The 20,948-nt window shown below is 66.1% G+C and carries 17 protein-coding genes; 5 read left to right on the forward strand and 12 right to left on the reverse strand.

The features are described 5' to 3' along the window. Positions 1-149 precede the first annotated feature (149 nt). The 6 genes from zomB to OG874_RS34580 form a co-directional block, all read right to left on the reverse strand. The gene (zomB, locus tag OG874_RS34555) at positions 150-2,120 is read right to left on the reverse strand and encodes a flagellar motor control protein ZomB (RefSeq protein WP_330257552.1); all 1,971 of its coding nucleotides are present in this window, start codon (positions 2,118-2,120) and stop codon (positions 150-152) included. 4 nt (positions 2,121-2,124) lie between these two features. Continuing rightward, positions 2,125-3,057: a decaprenyl-phosphate phosphoribosyltransferase gene (locus OG874_RS34560; RefSeq protein WP_330251250.1), complete on the reverse strand. Its 933-nt coding sequence runs from the start codon at positions 3,055-3,057 to the stop codon at positions 2,125-2,127. Between the two features lies 1 nt (position 3,058). After that, entirely contained in the window at positions 3,059-3,613 is a 555-nt protein-coding gene (locus tag OG874_RS34565; protein WP_330257553.1) for a phosphatase PAP2 family protein, read from the reverse strand. A 68-nt stretch (positions 3,614-3,681) separates the two neighbouring features. After that, complete coding sequence (locus OG874_RS34570) at positions 3,682-5,616, reverse strand: glycosyltransferase (RefSeq protein WP_330251251.1); 1,935 nt, start codon at positions 5,614-5,616, stop codon at positions 3,682-3,684. After that, the gene (gene glf / locus OG874_RS34575; protein WP_330251252.1) at positions 5,613-6,845 is read right to left on the reverse strand and encodes a UDP-galactopyranose mutase; all 1,233 of its coding nucleotides are present in this window, start codon (positions 6,843-6,845) and stop codon (positions 5,613-5,615) included. Before glf ends, OG874_RS34570 begins: the two co-directional genes overlap by 4 nt. 348 nt (positions 6,846-7,193) lie before the next feature. Then, the gene (locus OG874_RS34580; RefSeq protein WP_330251253.1) at positions 7,194-7,916 is read right to left on the reverse strand and encodes an SDR family NAD(P)-dependent oxidoreductase; all 723 of its coding nucleotides are present in this window, start codon (positions 7,914-7,916) and stop codon (positions 7,194-7,196) included. 105 nt (positions 7,917-8,021) lie between these two features. Between OG874_RS34580 and OG874_RS34585 the strand changes: the two genes are divergently transcribed. After that, complete coding sequence (locus tag OG874_RS34585; RefSeq protein WP_330251254.1) at positions 8,022-8,648, forward strand: TetR/AcrR family transcriptional regulator; 627 nt, start codon at positions 8,022-8,024, stop codon at positions 8,646-8,648. Between the two features lie 149 nt (positions 8,649-8,797). Here the strand turns inward: OG874_RS34585 and OG874_RS34590 are convergent, their stop codons facing one another. The 5 genes from OG874_RS34590 to OG874_RS34610 form a co-directional block, all read right to left on the reverse strand. After that, positions 8,798-9,526 (reverse strand): hypothetical protein, encoded by a 729-nt coding sequence (locus OG874_RS34590; RefSeq protein WP_330251255.1) that lies wholly within the window; start codon positions 9,524-9,526, stop codon positions 8,798-8,800. Positions 9,527-9,595: 69 nt separating this feature from the next. Next, positions 9,596-10,135, reverse strand: coding sequence for a hypothetical protein (locus OG874_RS34595; protein WP_330251256.1), 540 nt, complete (start codon positions 10,133-10,135; stop codon positions 9,596-9,598). A gap of 60 nt (positions 10,136-10,195) precedes the next feature. Beyond that, complete coding sequence (locus OG874_RS34600) at positions 10,196-10,390, reverse strand: hypothetical protein (protein WP_330251257.1); 195 nt, start codon at positions 10,388-10,390, stop codon at positions 10,196-10,198. Positions 10,391-10,562: 172 nt separating this feature from the next. Next, the gene (locus tag OG874_RS34605; protein WP_330251258.1) at positions 10,563-11,324 is read right to left on the reverse strand and encodes a MerR family transcriptional regulator; all 762 of its coding nucleotides are present in this window, start codon (positions 11,322-11,324) and stop codon (positions 10,563-10,565) included. A gap of 436 nt (positions 11,325-11,760) precedes the next feature. Beyond that, the gene (locus tag OG874_RS34610) at positions 11,761-13,362 is read right to left on the reverse strand and encodes a SpoIID/LytB domain-containing protein (protein ID WP_330251259.1); all 1,602 of its coding nucleotides are present in this window, start codon (positions 13,360-13,362) and stop codon (positions 11,761-11,763) included. A 271-nt stretch (positions 13,363-13,633) separates the two neighbouring features. Here OG874_RS34610 and OG874_RS34615 point away from each other — a divergent pair, with 271 nt between their 5' ends. Beyond that, positions 13,634-15,874, forward strand: coding sequence for an N-acetylmuramoyl-L-alanine amidase (locus OG874_RS34615; protein WP_330251260.1), 2,241 nt, complete (start codon positions 13,634-13,636; stop codon positions 15,872-15,874). Between the two features lie 87 nt (positions 15,875-15,961). Here OG874_RS34615 and OG874_RS34620 read toward each other — a convergent pair whose 3' ends face one another. Beyond that, a complete protein-coding gene (locus tag OG874_RS34620; protein ID WP_330251261.1) occupies positions 15,962-16,801 on the reverse strand; it encodes an HAD family hydrolase in 840 nt (279 codons plus the stop codon). Between the two features lie 372 nt (positions 16,802-17,173). On the opposite strand from OG874_RS34620, the gene OG874_RS34625 reads away from it, so the two are divergent. Genes OG874_RS34625 through OG874_RS34635 form a run of 3 tightly spaced genes read left to right on the forward strand, consistent with a single transcriptional unit; the run spans position 17,174 to position 20,939 of the window. Continuing rightward, positions 17,174-18,151 carry an ABC transporter permease gene (locus tag OG874_RS34625; protein WP_330257554.1) on the forward strand — a complete coding sequence of 326 codons (978 nt, stop codon included), beginning with the start codon at positions 17,174-17,176 and terminating at the stop codon, positions 18,149-18,151. Continuing rightward, positions 18,148-19,071: an ABC transporter permease gene (locus tag OG874_RS34630; protein ID WP_330251262.1), complete on the forward strand. Its 924-nt coding sequence runs from the start codon at positions 18,148-18,150 to the stop codon at positions 19,069-19,071. The genes OG874_RS34625 and OG874_RS34630 overlap by 4 nt, the downstream gene beginning before the upstream one ends. Continuing rightward, on the forward strand, positions 19,068-20,939 hold the full coding sequence (locus OG874_RS34635) for an ABC transporter ATP-binding protein (protein ID WP_330251263.1): 1,872 nt from the start codon (positions 19,068-19,070) through the stop codon (positions 20,937-20,939). Before OG874_RS34630 ends, OG874_RS34635 begins: the two co-directional genes overlap by 4 nt. Positions 20,940-20,948 lie beyond the last annotated feature (9 nt).

Genomic DNA, 20,948 nt, shown 5'->3' on the forward strand with positions numbered 1-20,948 from the left:
CCGTTTCAAGCGAATCGAGATAGTCGCTGAACGACAATTTCTCCCTAGCTGACCCTTTCGAGCGACCTGCAAGCAGTCGCTAGCTGACCCTTTCGAGCGACCTGCAAGCAGTCACTAGCCGACCCTTTCGAGCGACCTGCAAGCAGTCACTAGCGTTGCGGCTGCGGATACGGATCCACGAGCCCGCACCGCTCGATCTCGTACCGCGGCACCCGATCGATCCGGTACTTCGCGAACCGCAGCGCATTGCGCAGGTTGTGTTCGAAGCGGTCCCAGGTTAGCGGGTCCCGGTAGGAGATCATCAGTGCCTCGGTATCCGGGCATTTCGTGGCGGCGCGGGCCTGGGTTACCCACTTCTCGTCCATGTACCAGGGCATCCACGGATGCTGGTCGACCATGCCGGTATCCACCACGACCCAGTCCGGATACAGGCTCTTGTCGTGCCCGATCCGGCCGTCGGTGAGCCGGTCGGTGTGCGCGGCCAGCGGATAGGCCAGGCCCATCTGGTCGATGACGCGCACGTCCAGCGGAACGTTCATGCTGGTCATGCCGAGGTTCAGGAAGTAGACGGTATGTCCGGCGCCACCGTCGGGAATCGGCTGCGGCGGGGGCGCGATGTACCAGAACATGAACGACGGCGCGTTCAGCAGCAGCCCGCCATTGGGGGTCTCGGCGATGTTGTTCACCATGGCCCGGATGCGCGGGTAGTCCAGGTAGTCCTCGGCCAGGATCGGGTGGTCGTGGCCGGTGTTGAGGACGTAGTAGACGCGCTCGTCGACGATGCCGGACGAGCTGATCTTGGTGCCGGTCTTGATGGCCGTCGTATTGGCGGCGAACAGCGCCCAGCCCGCGGTGCCGACCAATGCGAGCAGGAGTACCGCGAAGGACCAATCCCGCGCCGTCACCGCGCGCAGGCCGCCTTGGCGGTTGACAGCGGCAAGCGGCAGCCGGATCGGCACCACGGCGACCGGCAGCAGCAGGCAGAACAGCTGCGGCAGCAGCATCCGGCCGTGCATGAAGTCGCCGCCGACGCGCAGCGCATAGACCGTGAGGACGACTCCGCTGCCGAGCATGAGCGCGACCACCGCACTCGGCGAACGCAGCCATTCGCGCCCCCGGCGCACCGTCCAGCGCGACTGTCCGTCGGTGGCGGTGTGCGCACCGGCGGTGGCCTTCGCGGCCCGCGACGAGCGAGCCGCGATGACACCGGCGACCAGCAGCACCAGCAGCGGCACCCAGAGGTAGTACGGACCGACCAGGTCCCAGAGGTATTTGAAGCCCTGCCCCCACTTGGCCCCGCCCGCGTCCTTGGCGACCGCGGTATTCGGGTAGGGCAGGCCGTAGTAGCCCATCCGCCAGACCTGGTAGCACATCGGCACCAGCCCGGCGACGGCAACGATCAAGCCGCGCAACACGATCGGGCGCAGCCGGGACTCCGGCAGCGGAGCCAGGAAGATCATCATCAGCGCCAGCGCGCCGACCAGGGTCATCTCCGGGCGGATCAGCGGTGCGAGGCCGGCGAGGAATACCAGACCGAACAGCGCGGGCAGCTTCACCCGCTCGGCCTGACTCCAGCGGATCAGCTGCCACCACAGCAGGCCGAGCCAGCAGATGACCAGACCGCTCTCCAGACCGGAGGTGGCGTAGTCGCGGGCGGGCGGCAGCGCGATGTAGACGAACACACCCGCGGGCAGCAGCAGCGATGACCTGGTCCCGCCCCACAGGCGCGCCGTGCCGATCATGGCGAAGACGATCGCCAGCATCGAGACGGTCAGCGCGACACCGAGTACGACGTACTCGAGCCGGGCCTGGGTGAGCCAGCTGAAGAACCACACCAGGTAGGTCCAGGCCGTACTGGTGTTGGTCTCGACGCGCTCACCCTCGTTGAAGACCGGCCCGTTGCCCGCCAGCAGGTTCCGCACCGTGCGCAGCACGATGAGGCCGTCGTCGGCGATCCAGCGTCGCTGCCAGGCGCCGACCGTGAAGAGCACCACCGTGAGCGCGATCCCACCGACGAAGGTGGCTCGGGATAGCCTCGCGAACCGCGAGAGCGAGCCGGCCCGCGCATCGGCGGGCCGCTCGTTCTCGTCTTCTGTTCGCTCCAATCCCGCTACCAACATCTCGTCAGGTGAGATAGACAGCGACACCTACCGCTCCGATCCAGGCGATTGCGAGGAACTGGAGGATGCGATCCCCCAGCGCGATCTCTTCGGGTTCACCGGCCTCGCCGCCATCGACGTCGACCGCGTAACGCAGGATTGCGATGGTAAACGGAATCATCGAGATTGCGAACCAATTGGTGTGCTTCAAGTTGTCCTGCTGGAACGCCCACAGGCCGTAGAAGACCACCACCGCCGTCGCGGCGAGGGTCCAGATGAAGCGCAGATAGGTCGGCGTGTAGTACTCGAGCGACTTGCGGATCTTGGCGCCGGTGCTCAACGCGATCTGCAGTTCCGCGTACCGCTTGCCCGCGGCCATGAACAGCGAGCCGAACGCCATGATCAGCAGGAACCATTGCGACAGTTCGATATTCGCGGCGGCGCCACCGGCAACGGCGCGCAGCAGGAAGCCCGAGGACACGATGCAGATGTCCAGCACCGCCTGGTGCTTGAGGCCGAAGCAGTAGGCCAGCTGGATGCCGATGTAGACCGCCATCACCACGGCCAGATGCCACGAGGCGAGGAACGATCCGGCGATCGATCCGACCAGCAGCACCACCGAGAGCAGGTAGGCCAGATTCACCGGGACGATGCCCGCAGCGATCGGGCGGAACCGCTTGGTCGGGTGCGCCCGGTCGGCCTCCACATCGAGCGCGTCGTTGACCAGGTAGATGCCCGAGGCCGCCATGCAGAAGACCACGAACGCGAGACCGACATGACCGAGCACGGTCAGATCGGTGGCCGTATCCGGACCCGCCGCCAAGGGCGCGGCGAGCACCAGCACGTTCTTGACCCACTGGCGCGGCCGGACCGCCTTGAACAGTCCACCGGCCAACGTCTTGGGTGGACCCTTGACGACTGCTTCGGCTAGGTCGGTGCTGGTCGGCTCTTCACTCATGTCAACCAAGGTCTTTTCTTCTGCGGTCACTATCGAGTCTCTTTTCGGCGGCAAGCACAACAGCGGCGGACGCGGCGCCGAGCGCGGATCCGGCGAGCACGTCGGAGGGATAGTGCACCCCGAGAACCACTCGGGAGAGCAACATCGGTGGGACGAGCACCGCAGGCAAGGGTAGCCCGGTCAATCTGCCGAGCAACACGGCCGCCGCCGTGGTGGAGGTGGCGTGTGAGGACGGGAAGCTCAGCTTGCTCGGCGTCGAGACGTTGACCTGCACCGATGGATCGTTCGGGCGAGGTCGCCGGACGATGCGCTTGATGACGATCGATGCCGCGTGCGCGCCGACCGCGCCGACCGCGACACCGGCCCACTGTCTGCGCCGCGGTTTGTCGACCAGCCAGCCCGCCGCGGCGATGCCGATCCAGCCGAGCGCATGCTCACCGAAGTGCGACATGCCGCGCGCCGCCTTGATCACCTCCGGCTTGGCGCCGATGCTCGCCTGGACGGCGTTGATGATCTTGACCTCGGGCGGCTGCGACGCCGATGGCACCGCGGACACCGGGCCACCGTGGCCGTTCGCACTCGGTGCGTGCACCGCGGTGTTGTCGTCCGCGGGGGCTTCCAGACTCACTGCTGCTGATCCTTCGTGTCGATGCCGAAAACGTTCTCCCATGCCGCGGTGCTCGTCAACTCCGGGTGGGCCGCGCGGTAGCGCTGCTGCATCTCCGGGAAGCGGGCGGCCAGTTCCTTGCGCAGCCGCATGGCCTCCTTGAACAGGCCGAGGGCCTGGCGCGGATCGCGCTTGCGGTAGACCACGCCGCGGCCGTCCGCGGTGGTGACGGTGACGCCGTCGACCTGCGAGAGCAGGAACCAGCGGGCATCCAGCGTCGGCACATTCAGCTGCGGGCGCTCGTGGTGCGCGGTGAGCGCGGGACGGAAGTTGTGCACCACGCCCTTGGCCAGGCGGACCACCTTGGCGATCGGATTCGCGGGTTCACCGACCGCGCCGACACCGATGTGGCTGGCCAGCGGGAGTTCGGTGGAGGACGGCAGGATGACCGCATCGGGGTACTGCTTGCGCAGCTCGTGCACGACACCGAGCGCCGAGGGCAGCAACTGGAACAGCCGCTCCGGGCCGGCGAGGAAGTCCTTGATCGCCAGGTTCTGGATGGCGACCGTCGAATACTCCAGGCAGAGCAGGTGCTTCAAGGTCGCCTTGACCGTGTTGACGACCATGCCGCGGCCATTGCCCGGCATATGCAGCGAGGCCACGACCAAACGGTTGCGCAGATGGAAGTACGCCTGCCAGTCGATGGCGTCGTCCTTATCGCTCCACGCCATATGCCAGACGGCCGCGCCGGGAAGTGTGACGGTCGAGTAGCCGTGATCGCGGGCGCGCAGGCCGTATTCGACATCGTCCCACTTCAGGAACAGCGGCAGCGGCTGGCCGATCTCCTCGGCGACCTGGCGCGGGATCACACAGGTCCACCAACCGTTGAAGTCGACGTCGATGCGCCGGTGCAGCAGTTTGGAATTGTCGCGGTCCTTGAGCGGGTACTTCGAGAAGTCGTGGTCGTATTCCACATTCGGCGCGGAGGTCCACATGAAGATGCCGCGGTCCACGACCTCACCCATGCTGTGCAGGTGCGAGCGCTCCTGCAGGTTCAGCATCTGCCCGCCGACCAGCATGGGCGATTTGGCGAAGCGGGCGAAGGCCAGTGCGCGCAGGATCGAATCGGGTTCGATCTCGATATCGTCGTCCATGTAGACGATGTACTGCGCGTCGGTGGTCTTCAGCGCCTCGTACATGACCCGGCTGTAGCCGCCGGAGCCGCCGAGGTTGGGCTGATCGCGGATGGCGAGCCGGTCGCCGAGTACGGCGGCGGCCTCGGTGAAGCCGGGCTCGTCGACCACCTTGCGGTTGCCCTGGTCCGCGATGATCACCGCGGCGATCTTGTCCAGCACCAGCGGATCGGACCCGAGGGCGGCCAGGGTCTTCACCAGATCGGTCGGCCGGTTGAAGGTCGGCATGCCGACCGCGATGCTGCCCGTACCGGGCGCCTCGACCGGCGCGTACCAACCGCCCGCCAGCAGTGTGACCGCCGTATCGGTGGTGATGTCGAACCAGATCCAGCCGCCGTCCTCGAACGGGCCGAGATCGGTCTCGAACTCCACGTGCACCGATTCGGTGCCGGGCGCGACCGCGAACTCCTTGCCCTGCACGTGGATTCGCGAACCGTCCGCCTTCGAGCGGTAGACGTCCACGCGACCGTGGCCGGCCAATTCCAGCCGCAGCACCACCGACTTCAGGATGCTCCACCGCCGCCAGTAGCTGGCGGGCAGCGCGTTGAAGTAGGTGCAGAACGACACCTCCGACTCCGCGCCGATCGACAGCGAGGTGCGGGTGGTGGCGTGCGCGCGCCGGGCGTTGGTCGCGGACTCCTCGACATAGAGGGTGCGCACATCCAGCGGTTCACCCGGCCGGGGCAGGATGATGCGCTGCAGCAGCGACTTCGCGCGGGTTTCGGTGGTCATGTCTTCCAAGATCGATTGGGAGGTCATCCGTTGCTTTCATCCACGAGGGGCTCGCCCGCTTCGAGATGCGGCCGCAGGACATTGTCGAACATGCTGAGCGCGCTGCCGATGGCCATATGCATGTCCAGGTACTGGTAGGTGCCGAGGCGACCGCCGAAGAGCACCTTCGCCGTCGCGGTTTCCCGCTTCGCGAGGTTGCGGTAAGCGGTGAGCTTGGCGCGGTCCTCCGGCGTATTGATCGGGTAGTACGGCTCGTCACCGGTCTGCGCGAAACGGGAGTACTCGCGCATGATCACGGTCTTGTCGTTCGGATAGCTGTCGCGCTCCGGGTGGAAGTGCCGCGGCTCGATGATGCGGGTGTAGGGCACATCCGCATCGTTGTAGTTCACCACCGAGGTGCCCTGGTAGTCGCCGGTGTCGAGCACCTCGGTCTCGAAATCGATGGTGCGCCAGCCGAGTTCGCCCTCGCGGTAATCGAAATAGCGATCCACCGGGCCGGTGTAGACGACCGGAGCGTCCGGATTCTCCGCGCGGATCTGCTCGCGCACGTCGAACCAGTCGGTGTTCAGCCGGACCTCGATCAGTTCCGAGGCGGCCATATTCTCCAGCCACTTCGTATAACCCTCTTTGGGCAGGCCCTCGTAGGTGTCGTTGAAGTAGCGGTTGTCGAAGGTGTAGCGCACCGGCAGGCGGGTGATATTGCCCGCGGGCAGTTCCTTCGGGTCGGTCTGCCACTGCTTGGCGGTGTAATCGCGGACGAAGGCCTCATAGAGCGGGCGCCCGATCAGCGAGATCGCCTTTTCCTCGAGGTTCTGTGCGTCCTTGGTCTCGACCTCCGCGGCCTGTTCGGCGATGAGCTCGCGCGCCTCGTCGGGCGTGAAGTAGCGGCCGAAGAACTGGGAGATCAGACCGAGGCCCATCGGGAACTGATAGGCCTGCCCCTTGTGCAGCGCGAAGACCCGATGCTGGTAGCCGGTGAACTCGGTGAACTGGGTCACGTAGTCCCACACCCGCTTGTTCGAAGTGTGGAACAGGTGCGCCCCGTACTTGTGCACCTCGATACCGGTCTGCGGTTCCGGCTCCGAATAGGCGTTGCCGCCGAGGTGGTATCGACGATCGATCACCAGCACCCGTTTGCCGAGTAGCGCGGCGGCGCGCTCGGCGACGGTCAGCCCGAAGAATCCGGAGCCGACGACGATCAGATCGAACTGTGAGGCGGAGTTTGCGGAGTTACCCGGGGACGATGCGACGGTCACGGGAGCCCAGCGTATCGGAAGTCCGCGCGAGGTCCGGGTGGAGTCTCGAGGTGCGGCTCGGGCACGCGGATGCCATCCGAATTTCTCCTGAAGTTTGCCGAAATGGAGATGAAGCGGCAACACAGTGGCTATTACATATCCACGCAAACTGATCGAATGTCCAGTTTGCGGCCTCGCATTGGTTCGTCGACTGCACCAACGACCGACCCGGACGATCCGATCGCCACCGGTTCAGGTAGCGCACATCCAGCGAGCGCCGCACAGGGTTGCAACATATGCGAGGCGCTCGCTGGGCGTGCGGGAGCGTGGGACGTGACCCGTCGAGTCAGCCCGAGGTCTGATCGCGACTCATTCGGGGAAACCGACATCCGACTCGACGGTGTCGCGGGCCGTATACATGCGCCAATAGTGGTCGCCCAGTTCGCCATTGGTCATGCGGGCGATCTCCAGGCCGGCCGGGATGAGTTCGGGGTGCTCGTCGACGATGCGCTCGGCCTGGCTATTGCCGATCAGGACGCCGATGTTGAGCAGGCCCACATAGACGCCGGTGCCCTGGAGTTCGATGGCGAGTTGGCGGACGTAGTTGCGTTGGGCGCCGAGGGCGACACCGACGTTGGCAAGGTACGGCAGCGGGTTCTTGTCGGAGACCCCCGAGGAGAACAGCAGCGCTCCTTCGCCACGCTCGACCATTGCGGGCGCGAGGGCGCGGGTCATCGAGATCGGTGAGTAGACCTTCACCTCCAGCGGCTTTCGGAGTGTGTCGATATCGACGTCGAGAGTCGACGGGATCCGATCGGTCATATCCATGGCCGCGCCGTGCATGGCGACGTCGATGTGGCCGAACTTGTTCGTGATGTCCTCGACCGCACTGCGCAGCTGTTTCTCGTCGGTGAGATCCGCCGGGAAGGCGGCGGCCTCGATGCCTTCGGCGGCCAGGTCATCGACATGCTGACGCGCCTTATCCGGATTCCGGCCGATGACCGCCACCCGGAACCCTTCTCGCCCGAACCGCCGCCCGGTCCCCATGCCGAGCCCCGGCCCGAATCCGAATATCGCGATCGTCTTGGTCATGCCCGCCCCACTAAGTTGAGCCATAGTTCAAGTTAGCTCCGACAGTAGCATTAAGTTGAACCTATGCTCAAGATAAATTCACCCCCGAATTTGTAGGATCGGCGAATGCCCGTGGACAAGCCGCTACGCAGCGACGCCCAACGCAACCGGGACGCGCTCGTATCCGCCGCCCGCGAGGTCTTCGAGGAACGCGGACTCGACGCGCCCCTCAAGGAGATCGCCGCCCGCGCGGGCGTCGCCATCGGCACCCTCTACAACCGCTTCCCCACCCGCGACGACCTCATCGCCGCCGCCGTAGAGGACCGCATCGAAAACGGCGCCCGCATCGCGCAGGAAGCGCTCGACATCGCAGACCCCTGGGACGCTTTCGTCTACCTGGTCGAAAAGGTCTGCGAACTCCAGGCCGCCGACCGCCTACTCAGCGACCTCGCACTGCGCGGCGCCCCCAGCCCCGCGATCGCCCGCGCCCAGGAATACGGCCACGGCCTCATGCGCCGAATCACCACCCGCGCCCAAGAATCCGGCGCGCTGCGCCCCGACTGGGTCCTCGAAGACATCGCCTTCATCACCTGGTCACACACCCGCATCATCGAAGCCACCGCCAAGATCGCCCCCGACGCCTGGCGCCGCCACCTGGCCCTCGTCCTCGACGGCCTCCGAGCCACCGCCGCCCACCCCCTACCAGTCCCCCCGATCACCGAAGACCAACTGATGCAAGCACTTCGAGGCTGATCACACCCGGCATGCGATAAGCCCGCCAACAGCTGCAGCCCTCGCCAACAGCTGCAGCCCGTATACGGCGTGCAGCCTTCGACAAGGCGCGCAACTAGCTTCAGCCGCGATTGCCGCCTAGCGAGGCTGAGACGAGCTGTGGACCAAGGTCACTGGTACGGATAGGTCGGTTGACCGGTAGGAGGCTGCTGCGGGTACGGGTACTGCCCGGCCTGAAAGGTGGGCTGCTGGTAGGGATCCGGCGGCTGCTGGCCGTAAGGTGCAGCGGACGGTTGACCGTAGGGCGCGGATTGCGCATACGGCGCGGCGAATGGCTGCGCCGACTGCCCGTACGGCGCAGGTTGGGTGGGCTGCCCGTAGGGCAACGGTGCAGGCGAACCATATGGCGGCGGGGCAGGCTGACCATACGGCGACAAGGATTGGGACGCAGATCGGCGAGCGGCGATCCAGCGACCGGTCGGGCCGACCGCAGCAAGCGACATCGTGGCGATCATAAGGACGATACCCACTGCTGACGTCGGGCTGAACACCCCGAACAGCGCCACCCCGATCACCATGTTGACCAGCGCCAGACTGCAGCCGAGGATCACCATGACCCGCCCTGCGGTCAATCGGCACAGCAGCAGAACACCGCCCAGAATCAGCAGGAAAGCAATGAATCCGGCTGCGATCGCAGCGAATTGCACCTTGCCGGGGGTAACGTCGAGAACCTTCGCATCGACCGCGGCGACCGCCGCTGCCCCGAGCACGTTCAAACCCCCGATCACTAAGGCGAGTATCCCCGCGGTAATCGCGGTCCCGCCCCCGGCAGGCGGCTGGTAACCAAGCGGCGGCTGGCCGTTACTCGGATATCCCGGTTGACCGTACGGGTACCCCATCAAGATCTCCCTCCCACTTCGATCGCGAAACTGTACCGCGCCGTGGGTGTTTCGCTCGACCGGTGGCGATCAGTGGGTGAGGGCTCGGTGGGTCGGGCGGGCGGCGGTCCAGTGGGCGGCGTATTTGGTGGCGGCCAAGGCGAAGGTGGTGAGGGGGAGGGCAAGGTCTAGTGCGGTGCGGAGCAGGTTTTCCTGGATGAGGGCGGTCAGTTGGCCGACGAAGCCGAAGAGCGGGGAGGTCCAGAGGGGGTGGGCGGTGGTGGACCACCAGAAGATGCCGAGACCGAATTCGTAGTCGGTGAGCGAACAGGCCAGGCCGACAAGGCCGGTCACGATCGAGACGCCTGTCGCGACGAGCAGCATGTATCGACCGGTCTCGTCCCGACGCCAGAGTTGAATACCGCCGAAGATCAGCGCGCAGGCCATCAGGGCCGCACCGAGAGTGGTGAAGATGACGAGCGAATTGTCGAAGCGGCCGCGGTCGCCGCTGAAATCGATCAGCAGATAGGTGCCGCCGATCAGATCGGTCAGCCCGCCGAGTACCGCCAGCACCGCGGCGGTCTGCGCGACCGCACCGCTCGGTGCCCGATCCCCACTTTTGTACAGCATCGTCGACGCTCCTCCCCGATGGTTGCGGACCAGTCCGATCCTACGGCCGCCGGGCTCGGCTCAGTAGCGTCGCGGCTTCGCCGCAATCCAACGGCCGGTGGACGGTACGGCGGCGAGAACGAGCGTGGCCAGTGGCGCAAGCGCGATCATCAGCGCGAACGCCATCAGATCCAATTTATCCCTGACGTGTACGACCTGCGCGATGGCGAAGATCAGACTGAGTGCGGATAACTCATCGAGATTCCCCTCCCACATCGCGAACCCTACCGCCCCACAAGCGATTCGGCTGCCCATCGAACGGGACATCACGGTGCGCCCACTCGACGTTTACCCCGCTCGCAGGCGTCGGTATGGGGATAGTACGAGTAGGGCGTCCGCATGTGATATGCGGACACCCTGATCCTCCTGTGACACGGGAGCTTTCGCGCTACCGCAGGTTGGCCTCGGCATACGCGTTCATCGCGGCACGCACGAATTCGGTTGTGCCCGCACCGTGCTTGTCGTAGTTGGCCGCGAAACGCGGGTCCGCGACGTACATCTCGCCGAGTCCGGTGAAGTACTCGAAGGACGGGCGGCGCTGGGAACCAGCACCGACATAGTTGTAGTGTCGCGCGACGATGGCCTGGACCTCGTCACTGTCGGGGGCGAGCCCGGTCGCGAAGGCCCGGCCGTAGTCGGCGGCGATATCCAGATGGGCCTGGAAGTGCGCCTGCTGCTCGGCCGCACTCAGCGAGCGCCACCAGCGGTCGCCGCTTTCGTAGGCGTCCTTGCCCCAGCGTTCGATCACCTCATCCTTGTACCGAGTGTGGTCGAAACCGTCGAAAACCTCTGCTGCCATGAGTTGTTCACCTCGTTCCGTCTTGTGCAGCGTGGTGGTCACCGATTCGATCTGGCGCCGGATCCGATCCTGTTCCTGCTGAAGCAGTTCTAGGTGCGTGCGCAGCGCGGCTGTGGTGTCCTGCTCGCCGGCGAGGACTTCGGCGATGACCGGAAGGCCGAGGCCGAGCTCACGGAGCAGCAGGATGCGTTGCAGCCGAACCAGGGAGTCCTGGTCGTAGAAGCGGTAGCCGTTGGCGCCGATCCGGCTCGGCGGCAGCAGCCCGAACTGCCCATAGTGGCGCAGGGTCCGGCTGGTGGTACCGGCCGCCTTGGCCAGATCCTGGATGGACCATTCGGTGCCCGATGTCATGACCTGTTCTCCCTTCTTTCTCGTCGGTACAACCAGCTTGCAAGTTGACGCTACGTCAAGGTCAACCCCTTTCGACGTGGACTTTTCTAGCGTGCCTCAGCAACCACCGGCACCGCTTCCGGCACCACCGCGGCAGGTGTGACCCGCGGCCGGCCGACCATCTGGCCGAGCAGGGTGCCGCCGAGTGCGATGACGAGTCCGAGCACCTGCAGCAGGCCGCACCCTGATCGACGAGCTGCTGCCGTTGCACATGGCGAACGAGCAGCGCCTGCTCGCCTCGCTGGGTCAGCAGGATCGCGGCGAGCTGGCAGACCTGCTCCGGACCCTGGCCGAGTCCCTCGGCGATACCGCGTCATCCTGATCGACAGGCCCACCGGAGCAGATCCCGGAACCCCGCAGCGGCAGCTGAGTCGGGGGCGACATCAGCGGCCTGCGACTAGAACTCTTCGTCGGCCGACAGGCCATCGCTTGTCGGCCCGCCGGAGCGGATTGCGGGACTCGGCGGAGGCGGCGGGGTCGGGGTCGACGCGGTTTTCGGCGCGACCGTGTTCCCGGGCGAGGCCGCGGTCTCCGGCGCGAGGGTAATGCCGTGCGCGACGGAACCTGCTGGCGACACGGCACTTTCGGGATCGAGCACACCGCCAGGCAGCGTGCCCGCAGGCGCGAAATTGCCTGCGCCCGCTGGCAAGACATTGCCTCCCGGCGGCACCGCGCCCTCTGGCAAGACGTTGGGCACGGCACCCCCGTTACTGCCCGGCGGCACCGCGCTCGCGGGCGGCACCGAACTGCCCGGCTTGTGCTCCTGCGGGGCCGTCCCGTGCGGATCCGGCACCAACTGCATCAGCGTCGTGAAGTCGACGACCTGGGCACCGAGCGTCGGTGTCGCGATGATGACGCCGTTGGTGAAAAGCCGGTAGGTGCCCGCGTTCTGGGGCAGCGCCATCTCCGGGCCGAGCGGCTGACCGACCGTGCTGTTCGCGCCGCCGAGCCGGCGGTATTCGACCTCGATCGGCGATTCGGCGACGAGGGTCTGCCTGCGCGGGTCCACGGGGGTGCCCGCACCGACCACCGGTATGCCGAGTTCGGCGGGTGTCGGCCCGACATCGAAGGCGTAGATGTCGGCGGGCTGCCCACCGTCGGGCGCGGCGGAGTACTCCGAACGCAGAATTCGCCCGTCCCGCAACAGCACTGTCCCCGCAGTCGCCGTGATGGCGCCGGCCACGCGCGGATCCTCTTTGGCGGTACCGGGATACGCCTGGCAGTCGGTGTTGTCACAGGTCTGCGCATACGGGTAGCGATGCTCGGCCAGCGCATAGGAACGCGACGCGATCGCCTGTGCGCGAAGGGCTTCCGTTGCCCCCCTGTCCGCCCAGTTGGCCTGCACCTCGGCCGGGACCACACCGAGCAGATAGTCCTCCACATCGACGCGATTGACGGTGCGCGCGTCGGCGCCTTCCATCGCCACGCCGAGCGCGCCGCGATACGCCGAACCGCCGCACAGGGTCAGATGTTCGGCGGCGGGGCGGTTGGGCCGCGGGTTGATCGGATAGATCCACGGGTCGGAAGTGGCGGTCTGCCACAGCACCTCGCCGTCACAGCCGACCGTCACGACCACATTCGCGCCGCCATCGGGTAGCGCGGTGAGATGCGCGACCTGGCCGGGCGCGAGCAGTTGACCCGCGACCCGCAATCCGGCGGCGGCATAGGCGTCCAGCGTGGAGTCGTCCTGTGCCAGCAGGCGCACCGCGACGGTGGTCGCCGAGATTTTGCCGAGCGTCGCGCCCGGATAGTAGTGCTCGAGAATGCGTTCGGCCGCCCACCCCTCCAGGGCACTGTCGAACGCGCCGACCTGGCTCATGCCGCGCCCGTGACCAGGTCCGGCCAGCGCCCGATACGGCGTGTCGGTCGGCGCGACCCAGCACGCGACCACGGTTCCGGCCAATATGGCGGCACAACCGGTGACCAGCAGCGGACGGAATATCGGCGATCGCGATATCCGCCCTCGGCCAATTCGCCAGTGTGCCGCTGTCCTTTTCATCCACAATTCTCGCGCCCCCCGTGTGCTGCCATTCCGGTGCTGTTCGCGTCGCATCCGTTCACTCCCACGGTTTTCCAGGACCTGATCGGTTCGATACCTGTCGGCATGTCGTGCCATCCGGCCGCAATCCGAGAGCTACATTCAGGCAATCACATAATTCCTCAACTAGAGGTTTAGATATGTGACAGTTGTTAACTAGTGTGATCGTTGATGCATCAGGAAGCAACCCTGACATTTCTGCAGATGACCGCTCGGTTCGACCCGATTGGAGATGCTCGTGCCGTACCGCAAACCGAAACGTTGCTACGTGCTCCCGGTTGTCACCACACTTGCGGTAGCGGCGCCGCTCGCGACTTTCATGCTCAGCGACTCGCCCGATTACCGCTCGACAACTGGTAGCGAGCTCGCCGCAATTCCAGCGCAACTGGCCGAGGTGGCGCTCACCACGGTGCCCGACATCACCCTTCCGCTGCGCGAACTAACCGGACTCGACCTACCTGATCTGCATCTTTCCGATCTGCGCATGCTGCCGATACCGGAATCCATTCCCGTTCCGCAGGGCCTGCCGCTGCCGCCCGGCGTAGAGCTACCCGAGGAAATTCCGATACCCCAGCTCAATTCGGGACAGAGCACTCCCGGCCAAACCGTCCCGGGCCAATCGATTCCCGGATCCGTGCCCGGTCAAACCGCGCCGGGCCAAACTTCGTACTCCACTCTGGGCCAAAGCCCGTACTCCGCACAAGGCGCTACCCCTGGCCAATCTCTCTACTCGACACCGGGCACCACCCCCGGCCAGACCGCGCCCGGCCGCTCCACGGCCACCGCCTTCATCGCCGACCCCGGCCAACTGGAACCCGGCGTCACCCCGGACACACCGGCATTGACGCCCGGCGCAGTCCCGCCGCAGCTGGTCAGCCAGGTCGGCGCGCAGGTCAAAGAGCTCAGCCGGCCGGAACCATTCAGCGTCGTCGCACTGACCGCGCGCGACCTGACGAACACCAAGGTGATGATCCGGGCCCGCGAGGCCAGCGGCACCTGGGGACGCTGGTACGACACCGAAGCCGTCGACACCCGCCGCAACGATCGCGCGGCGGCGGAGGCCACCACCGGCACCGAGCCGATCTACGTCGGCGACACCAATGCCGTGCAGATCCTGGTCACCCGCAAGCCGACTGTCGCGACCACACCCCAGCCCCCCATCATGGGTGACGCGGAAGGCGCGGTGCCGATGCGGCCGACCCCGGCCGCCGCACCACGCTCCGACGATCCCGCCCAGCAGGGCGCCGCACTCACGGCCGTACTCATCGATCCGGGCCGCGGCGCGATCGACGCCGCGCTCTCCGATGTCGCCGCGACGCTGCCCGGCGGCGGTCCGAACGTCATCACCCGATCCCAGTGGGGCGCGGACGAAGACATCCGCTGCGACGAACCCACCTACGACGACCAAGTCGGCGGCATCACCGTGCACCACACCGCGGGCCGCAACGACTACAGCAAGGCCGAATCGGCCGGCATCGTCCGCGCGATCTACACCTATCACGCAAAGACGTTGGGCTGGTGCGATATCGGCTACAACGCGCTGGTCGACAGGTACGGTCAGATCTTCGAGGGCCGCTACGGCGGACTCGACAAGCCGGTGCAGGGCGCGCACGCGGGTGGGTTCAACGAGAACACCTCGGGCGTCGCGCTGATGGGCAACTACGAATCCGCAGAGCCCTCGAACGAGGCCATCGATGCGGTCGGCCGGTTCATCGGCTGGCGGTCCAGGGTCGCCGGCCTGGATCCCAAGGGCTACACCACGATGTACTCCGAGGGCACCCAATTCACTCCCTACGCGGAGGGTGAGGCCGTCCGGCTGCCCGTGGTCTTCGCGCACCGCGATGTCGGCAATACCGCCTGTCCCGGTGACGCCGCCTACGCCGATATGGACCGCATCCGCGATATCGCCGCGGGCATATCGGTCGCGTCCGGCACCAAACCGCAACAGCAGGCGCGGGCACCGCAGCAGTCGCCACCGCAGACCGCACCGCTCACCGAGACCGACCTCGCCACGCTGGCCGCACTCACCGCCAAGCTGCTCGGCATGGCGAATCAGAACCCGATCGCCGAGCATTGGGCCGATCGGGGCGGACCGGACGGTCCGCTCGGTGCGGCCCAATCGGAGCCGGTGCCCGCCACCCAGGGCCGGCAGTACGTCAAATTCGCCAACGGATATGTCTACACCGGACCGAATGGTCAGGTGTTCGAGGTGATGGGCGCGATCCTGGACCGCTTCCTCGCACTGGGCGCGGATGCCGGCATCCTCGGGCTCCCGCTGAGCAACAGCTACACCGTGCCGAGCGGACTGCGCACCGACTTCCAGTACGGCTCACTGGTTCTCAACCAGCTGACCGGCATCGTCACCACGGTCTGGAAGACCTACAACGACAGCTACCAGCAGCAGATCAACCGCAATCCGGCCGGCCAGGTCGCGGCACCGACAACGCCCGAGGCGCTCATGGCGCCGCAGTGAGTTCGATCCACGCTCGACACCCCGAGCCCAGCTCCGACGCCGGAGCTGGGCTCAGTGCCTTTCCGAACTCGCACTGCAGTCGAGGGCTCAGAGCCACCAGCGCTCGAGCACTTGCGCCACACCATCTTCGGAGTTGGCCGCCGTGACCTCCTGCGCGGCGGCGAGCGCCTCCGGGTGCGCGTTGGCCATGGCGACGCCGTGACCGACCATGGTCAGCATCGGCACATCGTTGGGCATATCGCCGAACGCGATGATCGCCGAATGCTCGACGCCGAGGCGCTGCGCCACCGTCGCCAGACCGGAGGCCTTGGTGACGCCCGGCGCGGAGAGTTCGATCAGGCCATGGTCGGTCGAGTAGGTGATGTCAGCGCGGTCGCCGATCAGCGGCGCCAGGACCGTGCGCATCTCGGCGCTGCTGGTGCCGCGTAGTCGAACCAGCATCTTGATCGCGGGCGCGTCGATGACCTCGTTGCGCGAGACCTCGGTGTCGTCCGGATTGAGCCAGGCGTGCTCGTATTCGGGGGAGCTCACGAATTGCGGCGTCACCGCGTCGTGCGCGCTGGCGCCGACGCGTTCTGCGGCGAGGCCGCAGCCGGGCAGCGCGCGTTCGGCCAGGTCGGCGATCCAGGACAGCGTTTCGACGTCCAACGACCGGCTGGCGAGCACCCGGTCGGCGGCGCTGTCGTAGATCACCGCGCCGTTGCCGCAGACGCACAGCGGCGCGTAGCCGAGCCCGTTGACCACGGGATCGATCCAGCGCGGCGGCCGTCCGGTGGCGAGCACGAACGGCACGCCGTCGGTGATCAGGGCTTCCACCGCCGCCTTGGTTCGCGCGGTAACCCGCTCGTCGTGATCGATGAGGGTGCCGTCCACATCGGTGGCAACCATCTTCGGCTTGGGCAGATGCAGGCGAGTCACCCATTCCATCCTGCCGGAAGACCATCTCGGCGAGGTCGCGGCTACTACGCGGACGGTGGTCGACGCCACTGGGCATCGTCGGCCCGCATCGTCTCATCGGTCCGCGACTTCGCTGGATCAGGTTGCGAGACAGCCGGATGTGGTGCGTCGTGCGAGGCCGCTGGCTGCGGATACTGGATGGGCGAGTCCGGCGTCGCGACTGGCGGCGCGGTCACTCATGACGTTCCCCCTTGGAGCGCCGGGAAATGCCTGGACGCACCTGTGTCGCCAGAATCGAGGACATGCCGATCTCACGCGTGTCACGCACGCTCGCACCCACGTCCTTATGATCAGGGGCTAATACCCGATGCTGGCTCGACCAGCCGTAGGACCAGAGGACTGATGACCGGCTTCCTGCTACGACGCGCGCTCAATTATGTCGTGCTGTTGCTGCTGGCTTCGTTCCTGACATTCAGTCTGGCGTCGCTCACGTTTACGCCGCTGGATAGTCTCGAACAGCGCAATCCACGTCCGCCGCAGGCGGTGATCGATGCCAAGGCCGAGCAGCTGCATCTCAACGAGCCGATCCCCCAGCGCTATATCTCCTGGCTGAAGGGCATCCCGCAGGGTGACTTCGGCCAGACGCTGGCCGGTCAGCCGGTCAGCGAGGAGCTGCCACGGCGGGTGCTGGTGAGTCTGCGGCTGCTGATCATCGGTTCGATCGTCGGCACCGTGCTCGGCGTGTTGATCGGTGCGGCCGGGGCCATCCGGCAATACAAATTCAGTGATTACTTCACCACGGTCATCTCGCTGCTGGTGCTCAGCACGCCGGTGTTCCTGCTCGCGACATTGCTGAAATACGGTGCGCTGGAAGTGAATACGCTCACCGGCTCGCAGATTTTCCTCTATACCGGCGAGACCTCGGCGAACAAGATCAACGGCTTCTTCCCGCAATTGCTCGACCGCCTGCAGCATCTGGTGCTGCCGACGGCCGGTCTCGCGCTCGGCGCGATGGCCGGCTACAGCCGCTACCAACGCAACGCCATGCTCGACGTGCTGCAGAGCGATTTCATCCGCACCGCCCGCGCCAAGGGTCTGACCCGCAACAAGGCGCTGTACAAGCACGGCCTGCGCACCGCGCTCATCCCGATGGCGACGTTGTTCGCCTACAGCCTCGGCGGTCTGATCACCGGTGCGACCTTCACCGAGAAGATCTTCGGTTGGCACGGTGTCGGGGAGTGGCTGGTCAACTCGATCAATGCCCAGGACCTCTACGTGGTCGTCACGGTGACGGCCTTCGCCGGTCTGGTGGTGCTGGTGTCGGGTCTGCTCTCCGACGTGGTGTACGCGATTCTCGACCCGAGGGTGCGTGTGGGATGACAGAAGCCGAGATCATTGTTCAAGGCGCACCCGAGATCACCGCTGCATCGGGTCGACGCAAGCTCGTCCTGCGCCGCTTCCTGCGCAACAAAGCCGCCGTGGCGGGTGTGATCGTGCTGCTGGTCCTGGTCCTGGTCAGCTATGTGCTGCCGTACTTCTGGACGTGGGACTACCAGGAACTCGACGGCACGGCACTGCGCAAACCACCCAGCCCCGACCATCCCTTCGGCACCGACGCCATCGGCCACGACGTACTGGCCCAGACCCTGCGCGGTATGCAGAAATCGCTGATCATCGGCTTCTGTGTGGCCCTCATCAGCACCACTATCGCGGCACTGACGGGTTCGATCGCCGGACTCATCGGCGGTTTCACCGATAAGGCCATCATGTGGTTGGTCGACCTGCTGCTGGTGGTGCCGAGCTTCATCATCGTGGCGCTGTTCGCGCCGAAGACGAAGGGCAGCGGCTCCATCATCCTGCTGATCCTGCTGCTGAGCGTCTTCGGCTGGATGATCAGCGCGCGCATCGTGCGCGGGCTGACGATGAGCCTGCGCGAACGCGAATTCGTCAAGGCCGCACGGTATATGGGCGCGCCGACCAGGACGGTGATCCTCAGCCATATCCTGCCGAATATCGCCTCGATCCTGATCATCGACACCACGCTGTCGGTGGGCGCGTCGATCATGGCCGAAACCGGTTTGAGCTTCCTCGGCTTCGGTGTGCAGTCGCCGGATGTCTCGCTCGGCACGCTGATCGCCTCGGGCACCGCGTCGGCGCTCACCTTCCCCTGGCTGTTCATGTTCGCCGGTGGACTGCTGATCGTCATCGTGCTCTCGGCGAATCTGGTCGGTGACGGATTGCGTGACGCGTTCGACCCCAGCGCAAAACGGGCCCGCTCGCGGAAGAAGGAAAACGCATGACGGGGCCCGATAAGGTCGCGATCGAGAAGAGCTCCACCGCACCGCTGTTGGAGGTCTCCGATCTGCGCGTCTCCTTCCCCAGCGAGGAGGGCCGCATCGACGCGGTGCGCGGAGTGAACTACACGGTCTCCGATGGCGAAGTCCTCGCCATCGTCGGCGAATCCGGTTCCGGCAAATCGGTCTCCTCGCTCGCGGTGATCGGGCTGCTGCCGGAGCAGGCGCGGATCAACGGCTCCATCCGGCTGCGCGGGCGCGAACTGCTCGGCCTGGGCGATCGCCAATTGTCCAAGCTGCGTGGACGGTCCATCAGCATGGTGTTCCAGGACCCGCTCTCGGCGCTGACGCCGGTGTACCGGGTCGGCGATCAGGTCGCCGAAGCGCTCCTCGCACATACCGATATGACCGGCAAGGAAGCCGCCGCGCGGGCGGTGGAGCTGCTGGATCTGGTGGGTATTCCGGATCCGGCGTTGCGCGCCAAGGCCTTTCCGCACGAGTTCTCCGGCGGTATGCGCCAGCGCGTGGTCATCGCCATGGCCATCGCCAACGATCCCGCACTGATCATCTGCGATGAGCCGACCACCGCACTCGATGTCACGGTGCAGGCGCAGATCCTGAATCTGCTGCGCAAGGCGCGCGATATCACGGGCGCGGGCGTCATCATGATCACCCACGACATGGGTATCGCGGCCACGCTCGCCGACCGGATCGCGGTGATGTACGCCGGAAAGATCGTCGAAACCGCCCCAGCGACAGAGCTTTTCGCGGCACCACGGATGCCGTACACGGTGGGCCTGCTCGGCTCCATCCCGCGCATGGACAGTCCACCGCGCAGCCCGCTGATCCCGATCGTCGGCGCGCCGCCCGCCATGCACGCGCTGCCGCCGGGCTGTTCCTTCGCGCCGCGCTGCCCGATCGCGATCGACGACTGCCGCGCGGCCGAGCCGCCGCTGGAGAAGACCGGCCCCGGCCATGCGGCCGCGTGCATCCGCACCGCGGAGGTCACCTCCGCCGATCTGTTCGACGCCTACCGCCAGGAGATTACGGAGCCGAGCGCCGAGGCGGAGACGGATGAACGTGTGGTGCTGCGGGTATCGGATCTGGTGAAGACCTACCCGATCACCTCCGGGGTGGTGTTCAAACGGCGCAAGGGCGAGGTCCGCGCGGTCGACGGCATCAGTTTCGAGGTGCGCGCCGGGCGCACGCTGGCGCTGGTCGGCGAGTCCGGTTCCGGAAAATCCACCACGCTCACCCAGATTCTCGAACTGGCCGAACCGGAATCGGGCACCATCGAGATCATGGGCAGCGATATCGCGACCCTGACCAAGGCGCGCAAACGCGAGATCCGCCGGAAGATGCAGATCGTGTTCCAAGACCCGACGGCCGCACTGGATCCGCGGCTGCCGATCTTCGACGTACTCGCCGAACCGATGCGCATCGACGGCCGTCCGCGCGCCGAAATCGCCAAGCGGGTGCCGGAACTGCTCGAACAGGTCGGCCTGCGCACCGAACACGCCGACCGCTATCCCGCCGACTTCTCCGGTGGCCAGAAGCAGCGCATCAGCATCGCCCGCGCGCTGGCGCTGGATCCGGAGATTCTCGTCCTCGACGAACCGGTGTCGTCATTGGACGTGTCGATCCAGGCGGGTGTGCTGAATCTGCTGCGCAACCTGCAGACCGAACACGGTCTGTCCTATCTGTTCGTCTCACATGATCTTTCGGTGGTCCGCAATCTGGCCCACGACATCGCGGTGATGTATCGCGGGAAGATCGTCGAAGCCGGGGCCGCCGAACAGATCTTCGACCATCCACGCAACGACTACACCCGAGCGTTGATCGATGCAGTGCCGGTGCCGGTCGTCAGCCAATAGAGGGAGAGC

The organism is Nocardia sp. NBC_00565 (assembly GCF_036345915.1).
Classification (GTDB): domain Bacteria; phylum Actinomycetota; class Actinomycetes; order Mycobacteriales; family Mycobacteriaceae; genus Nocardia.

Excerpts from the sequence above, each read along its gene's own strand:
- OG874_RS34625 (WP_330257554.1), top strand. The coding sequence starts at position 17,174 with ATGACCGGCTTCCTGCTACGACGCGCGCTCAATTATGTCGTGCTGTTG.
- OG874_RS34570 (WP_330251251.1), bottom strand. The coding sequence starts at position 5,616 with ATGACCTCCCAATCGATCTTGGAAGACATGACCACCGAAACCCGCGCG.
- OG874_RS34635 (WP_330251263.1), top strand. The coding sequence starts at position 19,068 with ATGACGGGGCCCGATAAGGTCGCGATCGAGAAGAGCTCCACCGCACCG.
- OG874_RS34595 (WP_330251256.1), bottom strand. The coding sequence starts at position 10,135 with ATGCTGTACAAAAGTGGGGATCGGGCACCGAGCGGTGCGGTCGCGCAG.
- OG874_RS34600 (WP_330251257.1), bottom strand. The coding sequence starts at position 10,390 with ATGTGGGAGGGGAATCTCGATGAGTTATCCGCACTCAGTCTGATCTTC.
- OG874_RS34605 (WP_330251258.1), bottom strand. The coding sequence starts at position 11,324 with ATGACATCGGGCACCGAATGGTCCATCCAGGATCTGGCCAAGGCGGCC.
- zomB (WP_330257552.1), bottom strand. The coding sequence starts at position 2,120 with ATGTTGGTAGCGGGATTGGAGCGAACAGAAGACGAGAACGAGCGGCCC.
- OG874_RS34615 (WP_330251260.1), top strand. The coding sequence starts at position 13,634 with ATGCTCGTGCCGTACCGCAAACCGAAACGTTGCTACGTGCTCCCGGTT.
- OG874_RS34560 (WP_330251250.1), bottom strand. The coding sequence starts at position 3,057 with ATGAGTGAAGAGCCGACCAGCACCGACCTAGCCGAAGCAGTCGTCAAG.
- OG874_RS34590 (WP_330251255.1), bottom strand. The coding sequence starts at position 9,526 with ATGGGGTACCCGTACGGTCAACCGGGATATCCGAGTAACGGCCAGCCG.
- OG874_RS34580 (WP_330251253.1), bottom strand. The coding sequence starts at position 7,916 with ATGACCAAGACGATCGCGATATTCGGATTCGGGCCGGGGCTCGGCATG.
- OG874_RS34610 (WP_330251259.1), bottom strand. The coding sequence starts at position 13,362 with ATGAAAAGGACAGCGGCACACTGGCGAATTGGCCGAGGGCGGATATCG.
- OG874_RS34630 (WP_330251262.1), top strand. The coding sequence starts at position 18,148 with ATGACAGAAGCCGAGATCATTGTTCAAGGCGCACCCGAGATCACCGCT.
- OG874_RS34585 (WP_330251254.1), top strand. The coding sequence starts at position 8,022 with ATGCCCGTGGACAAGCCGCTACGCAGCGACGCCCAACGCAACCGGGAC.
- OG874_RS34620 (WP_330251261.1), bottom strand. The coding sequence starts at position 16,801 with ATGGAATGGGTGACTCGCCTGCATCTGCCCAAGCCGAAGATGGTTGCC.